The sequence below is a fragment of the Bacillus testis genome, from assembly GCF_001243895.1.
Taxonomy (GTDB): domain Bacteria; phylum Bacillota; class Bacilli; order Bacillales; family DSM-1321; genus Bacillus_AD; species Bacillus_AD testis.
This window is the reverse complement of the sequence record NZ_LN851186.1, coordinates 373,758-395,577: the sequence shown is the minus strand read 5'-3', so window position 1 is coordinate 395,577 and position 21,820 is coordinate 373,758. Positions and strand designations below refer to the sequence as shown.

Below are 21,820 nucleotides of genomic sequence, written 5' to 3'. Positions count from 1 at the left end.
ACAAATGTAACGCCATCTGAAATGGAAAAGAAAGTTGCAGATGGGGAAGTGCATGTATTGGATGTCCGGACAGAAGCAGAGTGGAAGGAAGGACATATAAAAGGTGCTCAGCATATCATGCTCGGCGATCTCCCGCAGCATATCGATGAGGTGGAACAAGATAAACCGATTATGGTACAATGCGGTTCCGGTGTACGGTCTGCCATTGCCGCTTCTATTCTGCAGGCAAACGGAATCACCGATATCAATAACCAGCTCGGCGGGTATTCCCGTTGGGTAAACGACACGAAAACACCTGCCCATTCATAAAAAAAAACCGCCGATCCATGGCGGTTTTTCTTTTATCTAAGCTCAACAACGTCTCCCTTTATTGAGCCGCATATCCTGAAAAAGTGTTCTGCAATACCTCTTTTATGCGCTCTGCAGCATCTTCTATGTTCTTTGCCTGAAGAATCATCCGGCGGTCCTCCGGGTATTGATCGGCTGTATACTTGTATAAAGGATCATAATAATACTCCAGCAACAACTGGACCGCCCTTGCATATTCTTTCGCCTCTAAGCACTGTGCGATTTCAGCAGCAATTGGCGTATGGATTCTCTTTTTGATTTTTTGGAAAGCCTGGATGCACTCATCATGGTGTCCCCACGGCTGATAATCTTCTAAAATATGGCGGACTCTTTCTTCTATCGGCATATCAATGAAAATCTGGAAGCCTCTTTCTTTTTTTAACGTTAAAAACTCGGGAAGGACTGCTTTGCCGATCCGTTTGCTCTCCGCTTCAAACAGTACATAAGGCTCATCCTTGACTTGAGAGATTCTTTCGAGCAGCAGGGCATCGAACATTTTTTGATTGTGCGGACGCAAACCAATCTGCCCAAAAATCGATCCGCGGTGATTGGCCATTCTCTCTAGATCAAGCACCGGATAGCCTTCCTCCTGCAAATGCTTTAGGATCAGTGTTTTTCCTGCCCCTGTGTACCCATTCAATACATAAGCTTCCGGTTTGAAGGGATAGTCCTCTAGCATATGGACAGTCTTTTTACGGTACTCGTGAATCCCTCCCTGCAGCCGATGGGTATGGATGCCCATCAAATCCAACACGGTAGCCGTCGTCTTTGAGCGCATGCCTCCACGCCAACAAAATACCGTTTTTTCCCCTGGAATGTCTCTGAAGGCCTTCACAAACTCCGGCAATTTCGCAGAGACCACCTCCAATCCCCGTTCCTTTGCAGCTTGGACGCTCACCTGCTTATACAGCGTTCCGATTTCCGCCCTTTCGCTGTCATCGAAAAGAGGAATGTTAATACTGCCCGGAATCGTAAAATCTCTATATTCAGAAGGCGAGCGCACATCAATCAACACCTGGCCTGGTTTATCTTTTACCTCAATCAACTCTTCCACTGTTATATCCTGGAACAATTCACATTCGCCTCTTTCGTTATCTATATGAGTATTATCTTTTATTATAGAACAACGCCGGCAAATTTTCATAACTGCAATCGTCAACAAGTATATAAGCCTGTCCATGCAAAAAAGCACGGCATAAAGCCATGCTTTTGGATCTATTTCTTCTTTATCTTAAGGCTGAGGCTGCCATTCGGATATAGGTATGGCGTTTCCCCCTGATTGCAATAGAGAGAGCCTGGATATTTTCTGGCACAGCCATCCCTGAAAAACCGGCGTCGCCTATATGGAAAAGATCGGCCCCGGCACGTTTAGCGCTTAACGCAATAGCCCGCACGGTTTCTTCATCGGCCCCTTCCTGGCTTGTCCCAATCGCTGCCATTGCCAGTCCGCCTTTTTGTTTAACGGCCTCTATAGCTTCAGCAAGCGTTCGTTCGCGAACCCCCGGGACAGTCCCCGGTGCTGGAAGAAGAACAATATCCGCTCCTGCATCCACAAATCTTCCTGCCGCTTCCACATCGAGCACACTGCCGCTGGTTCCGGCATTGTGCATCTTTCCGGCAATGATCAGCCCTTGGAAATGTTCGGCAGCAAGCTTGATGGCCTGTTCAATTTTTTCATTCGTTACGCCTGTTTTCGGATTCCCCGTCAAACATACAAAATCGCAGCCCAATTCCTTGGCACGCGCCAAGGAACGGACAGTGGCAGTCCGGCCTTCAGGCAGTGTATACAGCTCTTCAAGCGCGATAGCTGATCCATCGACGGGTTCAAGATTGATGCCAACAGGCAAACCTGTGAGCTTTTTCACTTGTTGAATGACATCTTCGCTTAGCTCTTCTTTATGTAAAGAAGGCTGGAATATATTCGCTGTTTCCAATCCGTTCACATGGGGTTTGAATACATCAAATACATTCAGCAGGATCATGTCAGCGCCAAATGCCTTCATGATTTCCGGATTTGAGACTTCCGGCAGCAGCGGCTGTGATGTCACGACCGTTTCCGCAATGACTGTCCGGCCTTCTGCAGCCCGGATTGCATTTTTCAGTTCTTCTTTGGTAATCGCCATAAAATCAGAGCCACGGCAATCCAATATTCGTTTCATTCACTGTTTGCCCCTTTCTATGTGCACGTTATACATCTTCTTCACTATTAGGATAACATGTTTCATATTCTTTGCAGGGGGGTCTTTTTCAACATCAATTAGGTTCCACATGGACATGGACATCATAGACATCATGCTTTTCAATCAGTTCATTTTCGACAATAGTGGAGATATCGTGGGCTTCACTGATACTAAGCGTCGACTGAACCAAGATGACTAAATCAAGAACCGTATTGTTCCCGTAGGTACGGCCCTTAATCTCCTTAATCCCCTTCACTCCCTGAACCTTCCGGACTGCTTCCTCATATTCAATCAGCTTCTTATCATCAAATCCGTCTGTTAGGTTATGCGATGCCTCACGGAAAATATCCCAGGCTGTTTTACAGATCAATAAACCCACAATCAATGCAGTGACCGTATCGAGCCAGGGCATGTTCAACTGGGAACCCAGAATACCGATAGCTGTTCCAATAGACACCCAGGCATCCGATAAATTATCCTTCGCCGCTGCCATCACGGATTGGCTATTAATCTTTCGGGCTAATTTCTTATTATATCTGTACACCAAATACATAATGCCGGCTGAAAATAAGCCTACATAACTGGCAATTATGTCCGGCGATTCCTCGACTCCAATGAACATTGAGGTGACGGCATCCATTAGGACTTGGAGACCGACAGCCACCATGATGAAAGAAGCCACAAGACTGGCAATCGTTTCACTCTTCCAATGTCCGTATGCATGGTCATGATCCGGCGGACGCTGGGAAATTCTCAGGCCGATCAAAACGGCCACTGAGGCAATGATATCAGTCGTATTATTTAAACCATCGGCTTTAAGCGCTTGCGAATCACTTATATATCCAATGAATAATTTCAAAAAAGACAGCACAATATAAGCAATGATACTGATCATAGCTCCCCGTTCACCCAATTTAAGGTCTTTATACTTTTGTTCGTTCAACAAAGGAGCACCTCCCATTCGTTTACCTAGACTATCATATCAATCCCCATCTAGGTGGGTCTACAGCAACCTTTTTGCCTGCTTTTATATAATTAGCATGGTGAAAAGAAAGTTGCAGTTAACCAAAAAAACGGGCCATTCCCGTATTAAAAAACGGCTAAATTACTTCCTGATTTTAGTTTATGCACGAGTTAAAACGGCTATATATACTATTTACCCCCATCCTAATAAAAGAAATCCCTTTTATGGTGGACCTGTTCGCTTATATGAAAAAAAGCCCTCCGCTTGAAGAGCTTTCTTAATAACGATAGACGTTCGGCAAAACCATGCGGTCCGTTCAATAGATAGTCAGACCTTTACATAGCATATGGCCCTAACAGAATCCCTAGTTCATAATGAATGGTTGCCGGACCATGTGGTATAGCCAATGCGCGGGATATGTGTATAGGTATCAAAGAGATACTGGATCCACTGCTTAACCGCCTCTGCCCCATACACCTAAATGTACGCCCATCATTCCGGTAAATGTTCTTCTGATATAAGTTTTAACTCGGTTTATCCCTTTTTTATCCCTTTCAAGACCATCCTTCTTTCTCTATGTTATTCTTTTTTCACTATTCGCCCAACAAGCGATAATCCCTCCCTTTTTCTGTCCATTAGCAGATGCACCCTTGTTGTGTCAATTAATCAAACGTTTGATTAATCATTATTGTTTCTAAATTATGACCGCCAATAGACCTATAATTAAAAATAGTAAAAATTGAGTGCATATTTCTTTCCTATTAAATATTTTAGTATTAAACTATATATGTATAGTAGATAACAAGAAAAGCGAAGTAGAAGTCTTTAATGGGACGCTTAAACAAGCTCCCAAAGGTGTTCGCCGCCACTTGTCAAATTTGTCCTGTACATTAAGCAATTGGGTGAATTTTGAACATATAGTGACGACCACCTTATCATTAGACAACCACTTCGGTTATCTGTTAATTTAAAATTGTAGGATGATTTAGACAACATTTGGGGAAGATCTACTAAAAAGGAGGAATACGATCATGGCACGATTAGAAGGTAAAGTTGCTATTATCACAGGTTCTGCTCAAGGTATGGGTGCATCCCATGCTCGCAGATTTATTAAAGAAGGAGCAAAAGTCGTTATTACAGACTTAAATGAAGAAAAGGGTAAAGCCCTTGCAGCCGAATTAGGTGAAAACGCTCTATTTGTTAAGCATAATGTTACGAATGCTGAAGATTGGAAAAATGTCGTAGAAGAAACTGAAAAAGCCTTCGGCAAAGTGGACGTGTTGGTCAACAATGCTGGTATCTCATTGAATAAATCCATTTTAGAAACAACAGAAGTAGAATATCGCCGTATCGTAGACATCAACCAAGTTTCCGTATTCTTAGGAATCAAAACAGTCATCCCTGCCATGCAAAAAGCTGGCGGCGGTTCAATTGTCAACATTTCATCCATGAACGGAATTGTTGCCGGTGCGATCGGTTACACAGATACAAAATTCGCTGTACGTGGTATGACAAAAGCAGCAGCCATGGAATGTGCAAATTACGGAATTACTGTAAACTCTGTACACCCAGGTGTCATCGCAACACCAATGATCCTTCAAGCAGACTCAAAAGCAGAAATTGAAGAATTCTCTAAACATATTCCGGTTAAACGCGTTGCACAACCGGAAGAGGTTTCAAACTTAGTGCTTTACTTGGCATCTGACGAATCAAACTATTCAACTGGATCTGAATTCATCGTGGATGGCGGCTTAACAGCCATGTAATGTGCATCCATTGCAACCTAAGCAGCGGGAAATCGATTATCTCGGTTTTCCGCTGCTTTTTTTATTATTTTCTCTGTCCCTTTGTCAACTCGAATGGATGTACTCTGGCTTTGCGGAATCCCTCGTATACACTAATGGCAGCAGACAATAGGGAGAAGAAAATGCCACCGCCAATTACCCAAGCTTCAAATCTAATTGGCGCATAAAAAAGATGGCGTGCTTTTTGGGCTGCGCCATCTTCACTCATTTGGAATATGTGATTTATAAAGTAAAACTGTTTCATTCTTATTCAATTAAAAAGCCCGTTAGTTTAAAGGTATTTTGGCACTTAATTTAGTTAACAACCCCCAGGATTATTACTAATAAGAGAATTGGAATTCCGACAATCATTGATAATATCGCCATTGCCATTTTTATTTTTTCGTCCGTTTTAAAAATCTTAGCAAATATCTTGTATATCCCTATACCAATTACTCCACCTAATGTATTAAGAAAGACATCATCAATATCTGTTGCACCTCTAGCGAAAATAAATTGAGTACTCTCTATAAAAACACTTGCACCAATAATCAATAATACACATTTTGTTAGTGAAAGATTTTTACCGTAAACTAGATTGTAAATACCTAATGGAATAAACATTAATACATTTCCCCAAATATTCATATCAACTAATCTATATTCACCAAATCCGTTATCAACCATTATATATTCTTTAATTGAGTTAAAAGGAACCAAATTAACACTTCTTAGACTGTCTCTTGAGAAAAATACTATATCAATCAGTAAAAATAGATAAAATAGCAAAATAAACCAATATATAATTCCCAGTCCTTTTTTCATTTAGTCACCTTCTCTCTCTTTCCATTAATCTTATTTTCATAGATAAATCTTAAGAATTTCCTATTAAAAATCTTAATTAAATATGAATATCATTATATATCTCAGGCTTACTCATATCCGACCCATTTTCCCTCAGATCTTTTATGTAAAAACACCCCTTCAGACAAAAATGCCCAAAGGGGTGGTGGTTCGCAATTTACATATTCGTTGATCGTAGAAACGCAGTTTATATAAAAAGCCCGGTTCACTATTGTGTTCCGAGCTTTCTATTTCCGTCGAAATATTACATTCGATTACTTTCTTTATTATTCTACTTCTCTCATTTGCTCTGCTAGTTCTTTGCCATTTTTATCTTTCAATCGTGCTACAAATAGCCAGTATGCTAAGAAAGCAAGAATAGATAGAACGAATAAGACGCTGCTATAAATTGAACTCATTTAATAATTAGGGCCACACATAATAGCTATGGTTAATATGTGTGGCCCTGTTTATATTAACTATTACACTTAACTAACCTAAATAACCTGTCTCATCACCCTGCCATTAAGTCATCCGCAACTTTTGGACAAGGGATCTGCCCCCTTGTTCTTTTCATTTCGCGGCGTAGGAAGTAGAGGGTGATTGCGGCTGTAATTGTATCACTGATCGGCATGACAAACCAAATTCCCTTTAGTCCCATAAAGCGGGGTAGGATGAATAAGAAAGGTATAAATAGAAGAACTTGACGCAATAAGCTTAAGAATAATGATATTTTTGCTTTTCCGATTGATTGGAAATAGTTTGGCCCGACTACTGAAATACCTAAAATAGGCAAGGTGAATAAGAATATTTTCATTCCTTCTACTGCCATTTGAGTAAGAGTAGGATCATTATTGAATAGGCCGACAAAGGAAGCCGGGAATAATTGAATCAGTGTTGAACCAATTAATAATATGGCCGTTGCGGCAGTCACTGAATAGATGAATGCCTTTTTGCTGCGATGATAATGCTTTGCGCCGTGGTTGAAACCGATAATTGGTTGCGAACCTTGATTAATACCAAAAATCGGCATTAAGAAGAACAATGAGATCGAGTTAATAACAGTCATTGCTCCAATTGCCATGTCTCCGCCATAGGTCATTAACGTATTATTTGCAAATACTTGGACAAAGCTAGATGCAAGCTGCATAGCGAATGGCGCCATACCGATTGCAAAGATGGCTTTTACAATTGGTTTGTTTAACTTCAAATCCTTTAATGAAATTTTTAATACAGATGAACCTTTTGTGAAATAAAATAATAACCATAAGGCTGTAATAGCTTGAGAAACAACGGTAGCAATTGCTGCACCTTGGATACCCAAATCAAATAAAAAGATAAGGATTGGATCTAAGATCATATTGATTGCGCAGCCCACTATCATAACGACTGCCGCTAACTTCGGATTTCCGTCAGCACGTGCCATGTGTGTGAAGGCAAAGGCGAACAGGTTGAAAATAATTCCGATAATGATGATTTCGATATAGTCTTTAGCAAATGTGTAATGCAAAATAAAAGTGCAGACTTGTGCAACGTTTTTGTACAGAGTCTAGCACTTTTTTTAGTGCCATAAAAAAAAGACTTGCCAGTCACCCCAAGTCCCTCTACTGTATAGGTGTCTAATCAAACAGTGGAGGTAAGAAAGGATGCTAGCAATGTCTGAGGTTCATTGTATCAAATTAATGAGAAATCAAAAAGGGTTATCTATTTCCAAAATCGCAAAAACCATGAATATCAATTGGCGGACCGCAAAAAAATATGCGGATAAAGATCAGGTACCCACTTCTAAAATTCAATCTAAAAAAGGAATGATGTATGAAGAACGTTGGGGAGAGATGGTATGTGATTGGTTGGAAGAAGATGCTCGCTTAAAAAAGAAACTTCGTAGAACAAATAAACAACTTTTTCAAGAATTATTGAAGTATGGCTTTCCCGGTTCTTATCGAACCGTTTGCCAATTTATTTCGGATTGGAGGGCGACTGAAGAGAGTCAAAAGGATAAAGGATATGAGCGATTGAATCATCCAATTGGAGAAGCTCAGGTTGATTTTGGAATCATGGAGGCTGTGCTGGAGGGGGAAATAGTCGATATACATGCATTAATTATGTCTTTCCCCTATAGTAATGTGGCTTTCTCTGTCCCACTTCCTTCAGAAAATCAAGAATGCTTTTTAAGTGGATTAAAGCAATTGTTTGAACAAGCAGGTGGCGTACCAAAAAGTATACGAATTGATAATCTAACGCCAGCTGTCAAAAAAGTAAGGGATTCAAATGGAGAAGCTCAATTAACAGATGAATTGATGGCTTTTCAAAACCATTATGGATTTGACGTACAAGTATGTAATCCCCGAAGTGGACATGAAAAAGGAAGCGTGGAAAGAAAGGTTGGTTATATACGATACAACTTTTTTAGCGTCCCTCCAGTAATAAAGGATTTTGATGACTTGACTGAACAATTAAAAGAAGTATTACAGAAAGATCGACAAAGAGAACATTATAAGAAACAAGAATCAATAGAGTATCTGTGGGAAGAAGAACAAAAGAAGTTATATAAGCTGCCAGAAGAAGATTATCCTGTGTTTAAGGAAACATTGATTAAAGTAAATAAATACAATGAATTCAAATTGGATCAACATCTTATTCATATTCCTAAAGCCAAAAATTATTATCCTTTATACTGTATTCTATATTGGGATCAATATCGGATTGTGACCGGTAATGGAGAAATATTACTAACGGACTTCCGTCCGTACATGAAGAAGAGAAGATTAATCCCATGGAGTGACATATTGAAAGATTGGATGCATAAACCGCGTGTTATTGGACATTCACGATATAAGGAATACTTACCGGCTAGGATTCGTGAGTATCTTTTGGTTCCCTCATTAGCTATTCGTAAACAACGAATCAATGAAATAATTAGTCTGTTATTACAGCATGATATGAAAGAAATTGAAGAACATTTTTATGAGTATATTGGCCAACGGGATAACGAAATCAATCATCCTTATGAAGTGGAGTGGTCTAGCTATGATGCTTTACAACCTACTCCGGAAGGAGTGCAACAAGAGTGAATGAGGCCATTTTAAAGTTATGTAGGCAATTAAAATTGCCTTATATGGCAGAAGGATATGAAGACATTCCTTTTACGACTCGGGAAGAATTCATTTATCACCTTTTATTAAAAGAACAAGTCGGAAGAGAACAAGCAAAAGCGATAAGAAATATAAAAAAAGCTCGTTTTATTGATCATAAAGTATTAGAGACCTATCAATGGCACAAGGATATCCATTTACCGGCCCATCTGACAAAAGAGGAACTAATGGATCTATCATTTGTTTCGAGGAAAGAAAATGTGATTCTAGTAGGAGCTCCTGGAACAGGGAAAACCCACTTAGCTTCCGCCTTAGGTAGACGTGCGTGCGAAAAAGGATATGATGTGAGATTTTATAGGGTATCTCATTTAGTAGAGGAATTAGAGAAAACGTTAGCAAATGGTCGATTTGCTTCTTTCCGACGAAAATTAGAGAAAGTAGATGTATTGATATTAGATGAAATGGGCTATGTCCCTTTTGGCACAGAAGGTGCCGAATTACTGTTTCAACTCATTTCAGAGTGCTATGAACAAAAAAGTTTAATTATTACTTCTAACTTGGAGTTTAGCCAATGGAATCGAATCTTTTCCGATTCCCGATTAACAGCAGCTTTAGTAGATCGTTTAATTCATCACGCTCATATTGTTTCATATACCGGAAGTAGTTTCCGTTTGGCTAATGCCTTATCAAAAAAAGCATAAAAAATACTGGGTGGCAATACTCTGTATTTTCCGCTGCAATACTCTGCACTTTTTTCTTGCAAAATACAGCAAAGACAATTGTTTGGTCAGTTGCCCCGAACGAACGCAGTAATGGGTTTAAAAACAATAGCCCAAGAACTGTTAATCCGATGCCTAACCATATTAAAAGCTTTGTTGCATTGCCGACGATTCGCTCTGCTTCTTTCTTATTGCCTTGCCCTAGTTTAATGGACATACTTGCTGCAGAACCGATTCCCACTAACATGCCAAATGCCAATATAACGGTCATAATTGGCATTGTAACCCCAACACCTGTAATTGCCATTGAACCGACATCAGGGATATGCCCAATAAAAACACGATCGACAATATTGTATAGTGCATTCACAATCATTCCGATTATGGCAGGAATCGAATACTTCATTAGTAGTTTTGCTATTGATTCTGTACCTAATACGTTTTGATTAATCAATTGTTTTCTCCTCTCATTAAGCTATTCGTGATTTTTTGCAATAAATAAATCATTTGTGCTTCTTCTTCTTTAGTTAAACTCTGTTTGATGGTTTCGTCCCAAGCATGAACTTTATTAAATACTTCTTCTTTAATGTCCAATGCTTTTTCTGTAATAAAAACTTTATAATAGCGATTATCTTTTTGATCACGAACCCGATAAACTAAGTTCTCCTCTTCTAATTTTTTCATTGCTCTGGCGACGGTCGCTTTGTCCACTAAAAGCAGCTTCGATAGCTCCTCTTGACTGATGCCGTCCTGGCGGTAAAGCTGCAAAAGAAACCTGTATTGTCCGGAGCCAATTCCGAATTCCTGAAGCTCTTTAGAAATAATCGCTGAACCTTTGCAATAAATTTGTGCAATATAACGTCCCATCTTCTCATCGTGGTTGTTATTCATATTGTCTGGTTACCTTTCATGGAAAAATTTGATTAAAAACAGTTGTTAGCGCAACTATTTAGGCGGTTTTTATGGATTTAATATCGTATGTCGGTTCCTCAAACACTATATTAATATAATTATAAATAGTTGATAACGCAACTATTAATTAGTACTATGGATAAAACTACCCGCTTTTCCACTTCATTCAGATACGAAAAACTTTGGTTCTATACTAAATGTTGGGGTGTCCACTTAAAAATGGGCAAAAAAAGAGCACACAAGCTCCTAATTTCTTATACTTGAATTGACGAGAAACAAGATAGAAAAGGAGATGTGTGCTCTTGCATTTTAACATGATTCTGCCCGGACTTGAAGGGGCAACCATCATCAAAACCGACATCAATGAAGGAATCTACCAAATATATATTGAAATGCCGATTAAGGACCATGCCTGCCCTTCCTGTTCGAAGGAGACCAAGCGTGTCCATGACTACCGTATCCAAAAGATTAAGCATCTGAAAATGGCGGAACGCCCCACCGTGATTATCTATCGGAAAAGGAGATATGCCTGCTTGTGCGGGAAACGTTTCTATGAGGAAAATCCTTTTGTGGAGAGGTATCAACACCATTCGAAGGAATGGAATCAACAGGTCCAGATCCGTACCGTCAAAGCCAAGACATTCACCGAAATTGCGGCCCAATACCATACATCCGTCAGTACGATCATACGGCGTTTTGACCGGATTATCCCCCAATCAATCAAGGGAGAGAAGGCCTTGCCCAAAGCGATTGCCATCGACGAATTCAAAGGGGATTCCGGAAAGGAAAAATATCAATTGATCATTGCCAATGCCGTGACCCGCGAACCGATCGACATCCTGCCAAACAGACGGAAAGACACAATTAAAGAGTACTTGCGGAAACATGGGGCCAAGGTGGAAGTGGTTGTCATGGATATGAGCCACGCCTTCAAGGCAGCTGTCAAACAGGCCTTGGACGGTCCTGTGATCGTGGCGGATGGGTTTCATTTCGTCCGGTATATGAATTGGGCGCTCGACAAGATCCGTGTGAGGGAACAAAACGAGTGGCATGCATACGACCGTAAAAAGTGTAAGAAGGTCCGTTACGTCTTTCATAAAGCTTCCCACAAGCTTACAAAAACAGATAAATGGTATCTGGAAAGATACTTTGCGCTGTCCCCTGAATTAAAAATAGCGTATGGGTTGAAAGAGGCCTTTTATGAGTGGTTTAACGAAGCCAAACGGCGGGGGCCAGGCCATATCGAGAAGACAAAAGAAGCGCTGCATGCGTTTTATGAAAAGGTGGAAGAAAGCAGGATTCCTGAGTTCGTGAAAACCGTCCAGACCTATCGAAATTGGGAAACGGAAATCCTTAACCGTTTTGAATTTGGGTACTCCAATGGGTTTGTGGAAGGGTTGAACAACTTGACAAAGGTCATGAAACGGAATGCCTTTGGGTTCAGGAACTTCGCTCGTTTTAGGGCACGAATCCTCCTGCATCACCACTATAAATCAATAGGCAATTCATTAGGATAAAGGGGCAGAGAAATGTTCTCTACCCCAACACTTGAAAAAGAACCAAAACTTTTTCAATAACTTAACAGCAATTCTATAAATAAAAAAGCAAGCGAATAAATGATTCGCTTGCTTTTTATTTACAAGATTGCTTTCGGTACCCAACTTTATTATCGAGTTCCTAACTATATTGTCTTTCAACAATCAAACCCTTACTCAACCGTTACACTCTTAGCCAGGTTTCTTGGCTTATCGACATCGCAGTCGCGGTGCAAGGCAGCGTAATAAGCGATTAATTGGGTTGGAATCACAGAGATAAGAGGTGTTAATAATTCATGCACAGATGGGATGACAAAGCTGTCCCCTTCTTGCTCAAGCCCTTTCATACTGATGATGCAAGGGTATGCTCCACGTGCAACGACCTCTTTGACGTTTCCGCGGATGCTTAGGTTAACTGCCTCTTGTGTGGCAAGGGCAATAACTGGTGTGCCTTCTTCGATCAAGGCGATTGTTCCGTGCTTCAGTTCTCCGCCGGCGAATCCTTCAGCTTGGATATAAGAAATCTCTTTCAGTTTAAGAGCTCCCTCCAAGCATACGAAGTAATCGACGCCACGGCCGATGAAGAAGCAGTTGCGTGTGACAGAAAGGAATTCGCGAGAGATGTTCTCAAAGGCTTCCTTCTCGTTGCAAAGCACTTCCATGGCATTAGCGATGATTCCCAGTTCTGTGACTAAATCCAGCTTCGCTTCCAATCCTTTTGATTGGGCAGTAACATACGCTAAGATCGATAATACAGCAATTTGTGCTGTGTACGCCTTCGTGCTCGCTACAGCGATTTCCGGACCGGCGTGGAGCAACAATGTATAATCCGCTTCACGGGATAAAGTAGATCCTGGTACATTGGTGATCGTCAAGGCTTTATAGCCAAGCTCCTTGATTGCCACAAGCACTGCACGGCTATCAGCTGTTTCACCGCTTTGTGAAATGAAAATGAACAACGGCTTTTTCGATAATAATGGCATATTGTAGCTGAATTCGGATGCCACATGGACTTCAACCGGGATTTCAGCAAGCTTCTCAATGAATTGTTTCCCGACAAGGCCAGCGTGATAGCTTGTTCCACATGCGATGATATAGATGCGGTCGGAATCCTTCATCGCTTTCAGAATATCTTCGGAAATAGCCAGATTTCCATTGTCATCCTGGTAAGATTGAATAATCTTACGGATCACAAGAGGCTGCTCATCGATTTCCTTCAACATATAATGCGGATATGTCCCTTTCTCGATGTCGCTTGCATCCAGTTCCGCTGTATACGGATTGCGTGATACCACTGTGCCATCAAGTTTTTTGATAGTTACGTTTTCTTGGGTCACAACGACAATTTCTTTATCCATCAATTCAATGAATTGGTCAGTCACTTGCAGCATTGCCATAGCATCAGATGCAATAACATTGAATGAATCGCCTACACCGACTAGCAGAGGGCTTTTATTCTTGCCGACAAGGATTGTGCCGTTATTCTGCTCATCCAAAAGAGCGAGTGCGTATGAGCCTTTTAACAAGGAAAGTGTTTTACAGAATGCTTCCTCCACGGAAAGGTTTTCTTCATTCGTAAATTTTTCGATTAATTGCACAATTACTTCTGTATCGGTATCACTCTTAAAAGAAACATCTGACAAGTATTCTCTTTTAAGGATTTGATCATTTTCAATAACACCGTTATGCACAAGGGTAAAACGCTCGCTCGTGCTTTGGTGAGGGTGCGCATTATCATGATTCGGCACGCCATGGGTCGCCCATCTTGTATGTCCGATCCCTGTCTGTGCGAATACATTTTGGTCAACGACTTGGCGTAAGTCGGCAATGCGTCCCTTTTCCTTGAAGACCTGTACACCGCTATTGTTCATAATAGCGATACCCGCAGAGTCATATCCTCTGTATTCGAGCTTCTCAAGCCCCTTCAGCAAAATTTCCTTTGCATCTTGATTTCCGATATATCCAACGATTCCACACATATCTTATTCCTCCTATTGATAAAAAGGGAACAAGAATGTCCGGGGACATTCCTGTCCCCTTATCTCTGTATTTTTTAAGTGTGTGCATTTTCTACTCTTTGTCGAGTGAGTTGCCCCACTGTTTTGGAGAAGAAATATACAGCTGTGCACTTCAACTGGGAGGTACCCGCCGAAGACTCGATAAACCTCCACCTCGTCAACTAAACTTACTCCTAGTTTAGTTCTGGCGCTTTTTAAATGACTGCTATTTTCCTCAAAAAGCCGCTGCCCGCCTTTCTGTTCAATTTGGAGTATGAACTCATTTTTAAGGAAATCAAAGTAATCATAACCTATCATTGTGAATACGTCAACAACCTTAAGAACCAGTCAAATTCCTAAAAAAAAAGCCTTACAATAAAAATATGCATAAGAAGCGCAAAATGTGCTTCTTATGCATATCTATGTTCTCAGTCTTTTAATCCCATTTCTTGCTCAACAACTGCGGAAATACGATGTACGTATTGATCGCATTGTTCCTGCGTAGGCGCCTCAGCCATGACACGCACCAATGGCTCTGTTCCTGAAGGTCGGACAAGGATACGGCCATTGCCTCCCATTTCTTTTTCCACGTCCGCAATGACAGCTGCCACTTTTTCATTATCCGTTACATGGTGTTTATCCGTAACACGGACGTTCACCAATTTCTGCGGGAATTTTTTCATTTCACCCGCAAGTTCGGATAGAGGCTTGTTCGTGACTTTCATGATATTTACTAACTGAAGGCCTGTGAGCATGCCGTCCCCTGTTGTGTTGTAATCAAGGAAAATAATATGCCCTGATTGCTCCCCGCCAAGGTTATAGCCGTTCTTCTTCATTTCTTCCACCACATAGCGGTCCCCGACAGCTGTTTGGGCAGATTGAATGCCATTGGCCTCTAATGCTTTATAGTAGCCTAAATTGCTCATTACAGTTGATACGACTGTATTATGCTTTAAGCGACCTTGCTCATTCAAATACTTGCCGCAGATGTAAAGAATTTGGTCTCCATCTACGATATCCCCGTTTTCATCAATAGCAATAATTCGATCGCCATCGCCATCAAAAGCAAGGCCCACATCCGCTTTCTTCTCTTTGACAAAAGCAGCTAACGCTTCCGGATGGGTGGAACCAACGCCGTCGTTGATGTTCAACCCATTCGGAGCTGATCCCATCGTCGAGATATCGGCGTCTAAATCAGCAAACAAATGCGTCGCCAATGAAGAAGTTGCGCCATGTGCACAGTCCAACGCTACATGAAGGCCTGTGAACTCTTCGTCCACAGATTGTTTCAAGTAGGATAAATACTTTTGCCCGCCTTCGAAATAGTCATTTATCTGGCCAAGATCGGCACCTACCGGTCTAGGAAGATGATCTTCATTAAGTTCCATCAATTGTTCGATTTCGTTTTCTTGTTCATCCGATAATTTATATCCATCGCTGCCGAAGAATTTAATGCCGTTATCTGCAACTGGGTTATGGGAAGCCGAAATCATAACGCCTGCTTCTGCGCTTAACGCTTTTGTTAGGTAAGCGACTCCTGGTGTAGAAATCACACCGAGACGCATTACTTCTGCTCCGATGGATAATAAGCCTGCCACTAGTGCTCCTTCAAGCATATGCCCAGAAATTCTAGTGTCGCGGCCAATTAATACCTTTGGACGTCGGTCTGTATGCTTGGTAAGCACGTATCCGCCGAAACGGCCCAATTTAAAGGCCAACTCAGGTGTCAATTCGCTGTTAGCCACACCTCTTACTCCATCAGTTCCAAAATATTTACCCATGTTAACATATCTCTCCTTCATATGTTGTACTGTTAATTAGCACAATAAAATCTACCTATTATCAGTGTATAGTAGAATGATTATTTATGTGAACCTCTCTGGTCATATAAAAAATAGCAATCATGAATCAGAGGGAACCTTTTCTTGGTCTGTCGATGCCTCTACATTTTTCTTAATGATAGATACCTTAATCATTGAATCCGCCGCTTGGCCTTTTATATTATTCGGCAGCCTGATGGCCAGAGGAACAGAATGCTCACCTTCCTGCAGGCCAGCAACATTAATAGACGCCTGGATTTCCGATGGCTTCAGCGAATTGATATCCCCTTTGGCACCGGTCGCCGTTACATTCGTCGCTCCCTGTGCGGGCGAAAGGAAGGCTAGTTCATATTCCTCCCCCAATCCATTGAACCTGATTTTCACACCCGAAAATGTCTTTGTCAAATCTGTTGTTTCATCGACATTCCCTTCATTGGCCGGTGGCGTTGGTTCATTGGTTACTGTTTCATCGTCAGGCGGATTGGTCTCTGTTTCAGCCTTTTCATCGTCCTTTCCGTCTTCTTTGTCTGTTGATTTTTTGGCTTCAATCATTACAGACACTTTCTGTACGGAAGCTTGGGCCACCCCATCGGGAAGATCGACCGGTACTTGCATGGTGGTCGATTCTTCAATTTTGCTAATGTCCACCGATAGCTGGAGCTGATCGATCGAATCCAGGACGGACTGTTTACCGTACAGTGTTATTCTGGGGGGATCTGCCGTCATCCCTGATATTTTGACCCCATCTTTTGGATTCCCTGACTGAGCAGGCATCACCTTCACTTCCTTGCTCGGAATCTTAACGGGGACCGTCACATTGACCGATCCAGGATTGACCGTGACATTCAATTTATTGTAGTCCTTATCAAGCGCTTGAACTTGGGCTTTCACCTCAACTGTATCCTTCACATCATCATCAAGGTTAACCACCGCTTTGACATAGGTAATCTTCTCAATTGTATCCTTAGCACCGGTAATTTTGACTTTCTCCGGCTTCACTTTTGGCGTACCTACTAGATAGCCGTCATCAACCAAATTCTGATTGATTTCCGGCTGGACGGAAAATTCTTTTGTCACTTTTTCCTGTATGGAAATATTGGCATACTGAGGCTCGATCGTCGCAGTGATTTTGTCATTTAAATCTCTGATCTTGAAAGGCACCTTTCTCTTTCCTAGCTCGATTTCCGGATCAGAAAGGTCCAGTAGCACTTTGAATTCCCGTGAGCTTTTTGCCGGAAGCACCAAGTTTTTCGGCCCATGCAATGTAACATTGACCGTTTTCGGCACACCGGTAACTACCAGGTTATCTCTGTCATAATACACTTCCACCGGTACCGCTTCAACCACTACACTGTCCTTTTGGGAAGGTGTATTGAAACTTCTGGCGTTATCTGGTTCAAAGTTGACAGATATATACAAAAGAGCCGCCAATAATAGGGCCACGACTTTTACAAACCATGGGGTTTCTATCAGCTTATCCATTTTTCTTTCCCCTCCAATTCCATAGGGTAGGAGTAGCCGCTTTATTTAAATGGGAGAACTCTTTTGAAAGCATATCTTTGAATTCCTCAGCGGATAAGTCCCGGTGAAGATCCCCGTTTCTCGTCAATGAAACGCCACCCGTTTCTTCAGAAACAACCACAGTCAAACAGTCGGTCACCTCGCTGACACCTAACGCCGCTCGGTGTCTGGTACCCAATTCCTTGGAAATGAACGGGCTTTCCGATAAAGGAAGATAACAAGCGGCCGCCGCCACTTTATTTTTTTGAAGTATAACAGCGCCATCATGCAGCGGTGTATTGGGAATAAAAATATTGATCAGCAACTCGGCAGAGATTTTGGAATCCAATGGGATACCTGTCTCTATATAATCCGTCAAGCCCGTTTCGCGTTCAATGGAGATTAATGCCCCGATTCTCCGTTTGGCCATGTAAGAAACAGCTTTAGAAATGGCTTCCACCGCGTGTTCGTTTTCATTCTCCTCCTGGGACATCCCTCTGGAAAAGAGCTTTCCTCGACCTAGCTGCTCCAAGGCACGCCGCAATTCAGGTTGGAAGATGACGATAACGGCTATAAATCCCCAACTCATTGCTTGTTCCATTAACCAACCAAGCGTGTTAAGTCCGAATAAGCCGCTTAAACTTTTTACTACTATAATAACAAAGATCCCTTTCAATAATTGAACGGCCTTTGTCCCTTTAATAACCATTAATGTTTTATATATAACGAACCATACTACGATAATATCTACAACATTCGTAATAATGTCAAAGAAAGTAAAGTTGGATAATGACATGTTACTTCCTCCATTTGGGTTTAGACTCCCTATTTAATTTACTCTCGAACCTTATCATTATACCATATATTATCCCCAGACCACTTAAAAGCATTACTTCGAAACAAAAATGAAATACCCTTGCTATAAAAATGAAACTTTGCTCAAGGATACTCATCTTCCACTTACCTTTTGTAACGTCACTCTTGTTTCGAAGCGGGAGTCGTAGGGTCAAAGTCGGATAAAAAAAATCATCCACTTAGTTGGATGATTGCGGTTCTTCCCCTTTTCCTGTAATCAAATTAGCTGCTTGTTTAAAGGCATCCTTAATCGTATACCAAAGCCAGCCGAACATCTCATCGATTTCTTCGATCTCCCCTGACACTTGGCCGGCGGAAGCTAAATATTTATCCCCATTAATGACTGTAACGTTTCCGTCCACCTTGCCTTCTATCTTAATATTGCCGTTCCTGACGACCACATCGCCCGCAATCGTTTTTCCTTCAGGCACGATTACTGTGTTTTGGTCAACAACCAAATCCGGTTGTTTTGAAAAGGAAAATTGGTAATCCTCTTTCCAATTGGAAAACAAGGTTCCCCCCATCAATAGAGCGAACAGGGAAGCTGCAGTAAGCAGCGGATGGTTCTTGAACCAACGCTTGATGCCCGCTTTCTTCTTTTCTTTCGGCAAGCTCGCCATAACTCTCTGCGTAAAGTCAGACGGCACACTTATATGGGATGAACTTTGGACAAAGAGAATCGCTTTTTTCAGCTCGTGAAAATGATTCTGGCAATCAACACAATCCTGCAAATGATGACGCAATATGCTCTCATGTTCCGCACTTATCTGATTATCGAGGTATTCATGCATATACTCTATGATTTCATCTGAACATTTCATTATGGTCACCTGCTTTTTAAATATTGCTTAATTGCTTTCTTAATGCTTCGCGTCCCCGATGTATCCGCGTTTTAATAGTGCCGATGGGCAAATCCAAGATTTCGCTGATTTCCTTCAATGATAATTCTTCTATATACTTCAAGACGATGACAGTCCGGTATTTTTCAGGCAACTTCAGGATCTCTTTCTGGATCGTATCCTGCAATTCAAGGCTCTCGACTTCCTCTTCAGGCTTTTTCGTGGATGATGGAATTTGTGAGTACATATCAAGACCTTCTGTGCCGGCAATCTCGGCATCCAAATAGTAATCAGGCTTCTTTTTCCTGATTCGGTCTATGCACAGATTTGTTGCTATCCGGTAAAGCCAGGTAGAGAACTTACGCTTAATATTAAAGCTATGGATATTTACATAGGCCCTGACAAACGCTTCCTGTGCCATATCCTCTGCTTCATGGCGGTTCCCCAGCATCCGGTAGCATAATTGAAATACTTTGTCTTTGTATATTTCAACAATCTCTCCGAATGCATTGTGGTCTCCCTTCAAGACATCCTTTATCCTTTGTTTTACGAGTAATTCCATTTCCTAAATAACCTCCGCCCCATGCGGCTATACGTTATTTACGTATGCAGTGCATAAAGGTTTCAAATAAATGTTTCTTTTATTTTATCATTTTTCCTCATTATAGGTTTACTATATAAAAAAGCTGGGTAAAAATCTGGAAATATTCTCCTAAGGAAGAGAGGTAGTAACTATGGTGGCCGAAATAAGGCAATTATTGCAGCATATTGAAACAACTAGGGAAAGAATGATTTTTTTGGCTTCTTCCACGTCAATCACTGACCATCAAGTTGTCCAAGTCAGTACAGAGTTGGACAATCTTATAAATAGATATTTTATCCTAACAAAAAAGCAGTAGCTATTAAATAGCCCTGCTCTTATTTTTATCTTTTTCTCTATTATAAAAGAGTTTGGCCGAATAAGGAGCCCATTAACTCGACCGCTGTAATTGCTGTTTTGTTTCGCTCATCCAAAATAGGGTTTACTTCCACAAATTCAGCCGATGTAATGATATCTGCCTCTGCCAGCATTTCAAGGGCCAAGTGGCTTTCTCTATACGATATTCCACCCATGACTGGAGTGCCCACGCCAGGCGCATCGCTCGGGTCTAATCCATCCAAATCCAAAGAAAGATGAACGCCGTCACAAGTTTCCTTAAGATAGCCAATCGTCTCTGACATCACCTTAGTCATTCCCATACGGTCTATCTCATGCATGGTATATACCTTTATATTCTTTTCTTTAATTAACTGCTTCTCACCTTCATCCAATGATCTTGCCCCGATAATCACAATATTCTCCGGCTTAACTTTTGGGCTATAGTCAAGTATATGTGTTAAATCATGATGCCCCAAGCCTAAATTAGCTGCTAGAGGCATTCCATGGGCGTTACCCGATGGGGATGTCTCCATTGTATTCAAATCGCCGTGTGCGTCATACCAGATAACTCCTAAGTTCTTATAGTGCTTCGCAATTCCTGCTATACTCCCCATTGCTATACTGTGGTCGCCGCCAAATAGTAACGGAAATGACCCATTTTCAACCGTTTCATCGACTTTGCGGGCAATATCCCAGCTTACTGCTTTTACAGTAGTTACGTTTTTAATCTTTTCCTGTCCCTCTTTCTCGTCGGCAACAGGGAAGATCGCTATATCCCCCAAATCCTCGACTGTATATTGAAGAGCTTCCAATTTTTCAACAATGCCCGCATATCGAATAGCACTTGGCCCCATGTCCACTCCTCTGCGATTTTGACCTAAATCCATTGGTACCCCTATTATTGATATATGTTTATTCATTATGTAACCCCTTTCATTTTCGCGTATCTGTATTTTATCCCAAAATTCCCAATTGGCTCAACTCTGCATTTTTTCGTATAATTATACACAAGTAATCGTTATTTAAAGCTAATCTAACAATAGAATATGCAGTTATCTATACACTCGTGGCTTGAATATAAAAAAAAGCGTAAAACCAGAGTCTTGGTTTTACGCGAATAATAGTATGTAGTGTAATGGTGGAGCCTAGCGGGATCGAACCGCTGACCTCCTGCGTGCAAGGCAGGCGCTCTCCCAGCTGAGCTAAGGCCCCATTATATGATAAAAGTGAGCCATGAAGGATTCGAACCTTCGACCCTCTGATTAAAAGTCAGATGCTCTACCAACTGAGCTAATGGCTCATTTAAATGGCTGGGCTAGAAGGATTCGAACCTTCGCATGACGGAATCAAAATCCGTTGCCTTACCGCTTGGCTATAGCCCAATAATATTTAACATAAAAATAGGTGGTAAGCTTATAATAACCTATTAACCAAGGTTATATAACTAGTCCACTTAAAAGAAATGGTGGAGGGGGGCAGATTCGAACTGCCGAACCCGAAGGAGCGGATT

General features: G+C 41.4%; 20 protein-coding genes and 4 tRNA genes (1 of these 24 running past the window's edge). 6 read left to right on the top strand and 18 right to left on the bottom strand.

Translation table 11 applies throughout. The features are described from left to right. On the top strand, positions 1-309 hold a 309-nt coding region (locus BN1765_RS02550), incomplete at its 5' end, for a rhodanese-like domain-containing protein (RefSeq protein WP_147554236.1). Positions 310-367: 58 nt separating this feature from the next. Here the strand turns inward: BN1765_RS02550 and mnmH are convergent. The 3 genes from mnmH to BN1765_RS02535 all read right to left on the bottom strand — a co-directional run bounded on the left by mnmH (position 368) and on the right by BN1765_RS02535 (position 3,471). Further along, positions 368-1,420 (bottom strand): tRNA 2-selenouridine(34) synthase MnmH, encoded by a 1,053-nt coding sequence (mnmH, locus tag BN1765_RS02545; RefSeq protein WP_050613701.1) that lies wholly within the window; start codon positions 1,418-1,420, stop codon positions 368-370. A 154-nt stretch (positions 1,421-1,574) separates the two neighbouring features. Continuing rightward, on the bottom strand, positions 1,575-2,507 hold the full coding sequence (locus tag BN1765_RS02540; RefSeq protein WP_050613700.1) for a DUF7916 family protein: 933 nt from the start codon (positions 2,505-2,507) through the stop codon (positions 1,575-1,577). A 94-nt stretch (positions 2,508-2,601) separates the two neighbouring features. Beyond that, positions 2,602-3,471: a cation diffusion facilitator family transporter gene (locus BN1765_RS02535; RefSeq protein ID WP_050616656.1), complete on the bottom strand. Its 870-nt coding sequence runs from the start codon at positions 3,469-3,471 to the stop codon at positions 2,602-2,604. A gap of 1,052 nt (positions 3,472-4,523) precedes the next feature. On the opposite strand from BN1765_RS02535, the gene BN1765_RS02530 reads away from it, so the two are divergent. Then, entirely contained in the window at positions 4,524-5,258 is a 735-nt protein-coding gene (locus tag BN1765_RS02530) for a glucose 1-dehydrogenase (protein ID WP_050613699.1), read from the top strand. Positions 5,259-5,591: 333 nt separating this feature from the next. Here BN1765_RS02530 and BN1765_RS02525 read toward each other — a convergent pair whose 3' ends face one another. Continuing rightward, a complete protein-coding gene (locus BN1765_RS02525) occupies positions 5,592-6,101 on the bottom strand; it encodes a VanZ family protein (protein WP_050613698.1) in 510 nt (169 codons plus the stop codon). A 532-nt stretch (positions 6,102-6,633) separates the two neighbouring features. Then, positions 6,634-7,629 (bottom strand): MATE family efflux transporter, encoded by a 996-nt coding sequence (locus BN1765_RS02520; protein WP_050613697.1) that lies wholly within the window; start codon positions 7,627-7,629, stop codon positions 6,634-6,636. 136 nt (positions 7,630-7,765) lie between these two features. Here BN1765_RS02520 and istA point away from each other — a divergent pair, with 136 nt between their 5' ends. Together istA and istB are read left to right on the top strand one after the other, a co-directional pair. Continuing rightward, positions 7,766-9,193 (top strand): IS21 family transposase, encoded by a 1,428-nt coding sequence (istA, locus tag BN1765_RS02515; RefSeq protein WP_050613671.1) that lies wholly within the window; start codon positions 7,766-7,768, stop codon positions 9,191-9,193. Beyond that, positions 9,190-9,915, top strand: coding sequence for an IS21-like element helper ATPase IstB (gene istB, locus BN1765_RS02510; RefSeq protein WP_147554134.1), 726 nt, complete (start codon positions 9,190-9,192; stop codon positions 9,913-9,915). The genes istA and istB overlap by 4 nt, the downstream gene beginning before the upstream one ends. On the opposite strand, the gene BN1765_RS02505 is transcribed toward istB, so the two are convergent. Both BN1765_RS02505 and BN1765_RS02500 read right to left on the bottom strand, forming a co-directional pair. After that, positions 9,890-10,387, bottom strand: a complete 498-nt coding sequence (locus tag BN1765_RS02505; RefSeq protein WP_050613696.1) for an MATE family efflux transporter — start codon at positions 10,385-10,387, stop codon at positions 9,890-9,892. The genes istB and BN1765_RS02505 overlap by 26 nt on opposite strands. Continuing rightward, a complete protein-coding gene (locus BN1765_RS02500) occupies positions 10,384-10,824 on the bottom strand; it encodes a MarR family winged helix-turn-helix transcriptional regulator (RefSeq protein ID WP_050613695.1) in 441 nt (146 codons plus the stop codon). The genes BN1765_RS02505 and BN1765_RS02500 overlap by 4 nt, the downstream gene beginning before the upstream one ends. Positions 10,825-11,141: 317 nt before the next feature. Between BN1765_RS02500 and BN1765_RS02495 the strand changes: the two genes are divergently transcribed. Beyond that, a complete protein-coding gene (locus tag BN1765_RS02495; protein WP_082195396.1) occupies positions 11,142-12,362 on the top strand; it encodes an ISL3 family transposase in 1,221 nt (406 codons plus the stop codon). A 191-nt stretch (positions 12,363-12,553) separates the two neighbouring features. Here BN1765_RS02495 and glmS read toward each other — a convergent pair whose 3' ends face one another. The 6 genes from glmS to sigW form a co-directional block, all read right to left on the bottom strand. After that, the gene (gene glmS, locus BN1765_RS02485; protein ID WP_050613692.1) at positions 12,554-14,359 is read right to left on the bottom strand and encodes a glutamine--fructose-6-phosphate transaminase (isomerizing); all 1,806 of its coding nucleotides are present in this window, start codon (positions 14,357-14,359) and stop codon (positions 12,554-12,556) included. 446 nt (positions 14,360-14,805) lie between these two features. Then, a complete protein-coding gene (glmM, locus tag BN1765_RS02475; protein ID WP_050613690.1) occupies positions 14,806-16,158 on the bottom strand; it encodes a phosphoglucosamine mutase in 1,353 nt (450 codons plus the stop codon). Positions 16,159-16,278: 120 nt separating this feature from the next. Beyond that, positions 16,279-17,679, bottom strand: a complete 1,401-nt coding sequence (locus BN1765_RS02470; protein ID WP_050613689.1) for a CdaR family protein — start codon at positions 17,677-17,679, stop codon at positions 16,279-16,281. Continuing rightward, the gene (cdaA, locus tag BN1765_RS02465) at positions 17,672-18,493 is read right to left on the bottom strand and encodes a diadenylate cyclase CdaA (protein ID WP_050613688.1); all 822 of its coding nucleotides are present in this window, start codon (positions 18,491-18,493) and stop codon (positions 17,672-17,674) included. Before cdaA ends, BN1765_RS02470 begins: the two co-directional genes overlap by 8 nt. A 238-nt stretch (positions 18,494-18,731) precedes the next feature. Then, complete coding sequence (locus BN1765_RS02455; protein WP_050613686.1) at positions 18,732-19,373, bottom strand: anti-sigma factor family protein; 642 nt, start codon at positions 19,371-19,373, stop codon at positions 18,732-18,734. Positions 19,374-19,389: 16 nt separating this feature from the next. Then, positions 19,390-19,953, bottom strand: coding sequence for an RNA polymerase sigma factor SigW (sigW, locus tag BN1765_RS02450; RefSeq protein WP_050613685.1), 564 nt, complete (start codon positions 19,951-19,953; stop codon positions 19,390-19,392). Between the two features lie 172 nt (positions 19,954-20,125). On the opposite strand from sigW, the gene BN1765_RS19425 reads away from it, so the two are divergent. Continuing rightward, positions 20,126-20,290 (top strand): aspartyl-phosphate phosphatase Spo0E family protein, encoded by a 165-nt coding sequence (locus BN1765_RS19425; RefSeq protein WP_075050773.1) that lies wholly within the window; start codon positions 20,126-20,128, stop codon positions 20,288-20,290. Between the two features lie 40 nt (positions 20,291-20,330). Here the strand turns inward: BN1765_RS19425 and rocF are convergent, their stop codons facing one another. The 5 genes from rocF to BN1765_RS02425 all read right to left on the bottom strand — a co-directional run. Next, positions 20,331-21,230: an arginase gene (gene rocF / locus BN1765_RS02445; protein WP_050613684.1), complete on the bottom strand. Its 900-nt coding sequence runs from the start codon at positions 21,228-21,230 to the stop codon at positions 20,331-20,333. A 216-nt stretch (positions 21,231-21,446) separates the two neighbouring features. Continuing rightward, positions 21,447-21,522 (bottom strand) — tRNA-Ala (locus tag BN1765_RS02440). Positions 21,523-21,537: 15 nt separating this feature from the next. After that, positions 21,538-21,610 (bottom strand) — tRNA-Lys (locus BN1765_RS02435). A gap of 7 nt (positions 21,611-21,617) precedes the next feature. Beyond that, positions 21,618-21,692 (bottom strand) — tRNA-Gln (locus BN1765_RS02430). An 81-nt stretch (positions 21,693-21,773) separates the two neighbouring features. Further along, positions 21,774-21,820: transfer RNA gene (locus BN1765_RS02425), tRNA-Tyr, on the bottom strand (it continues 37 nt past the right edge of the window).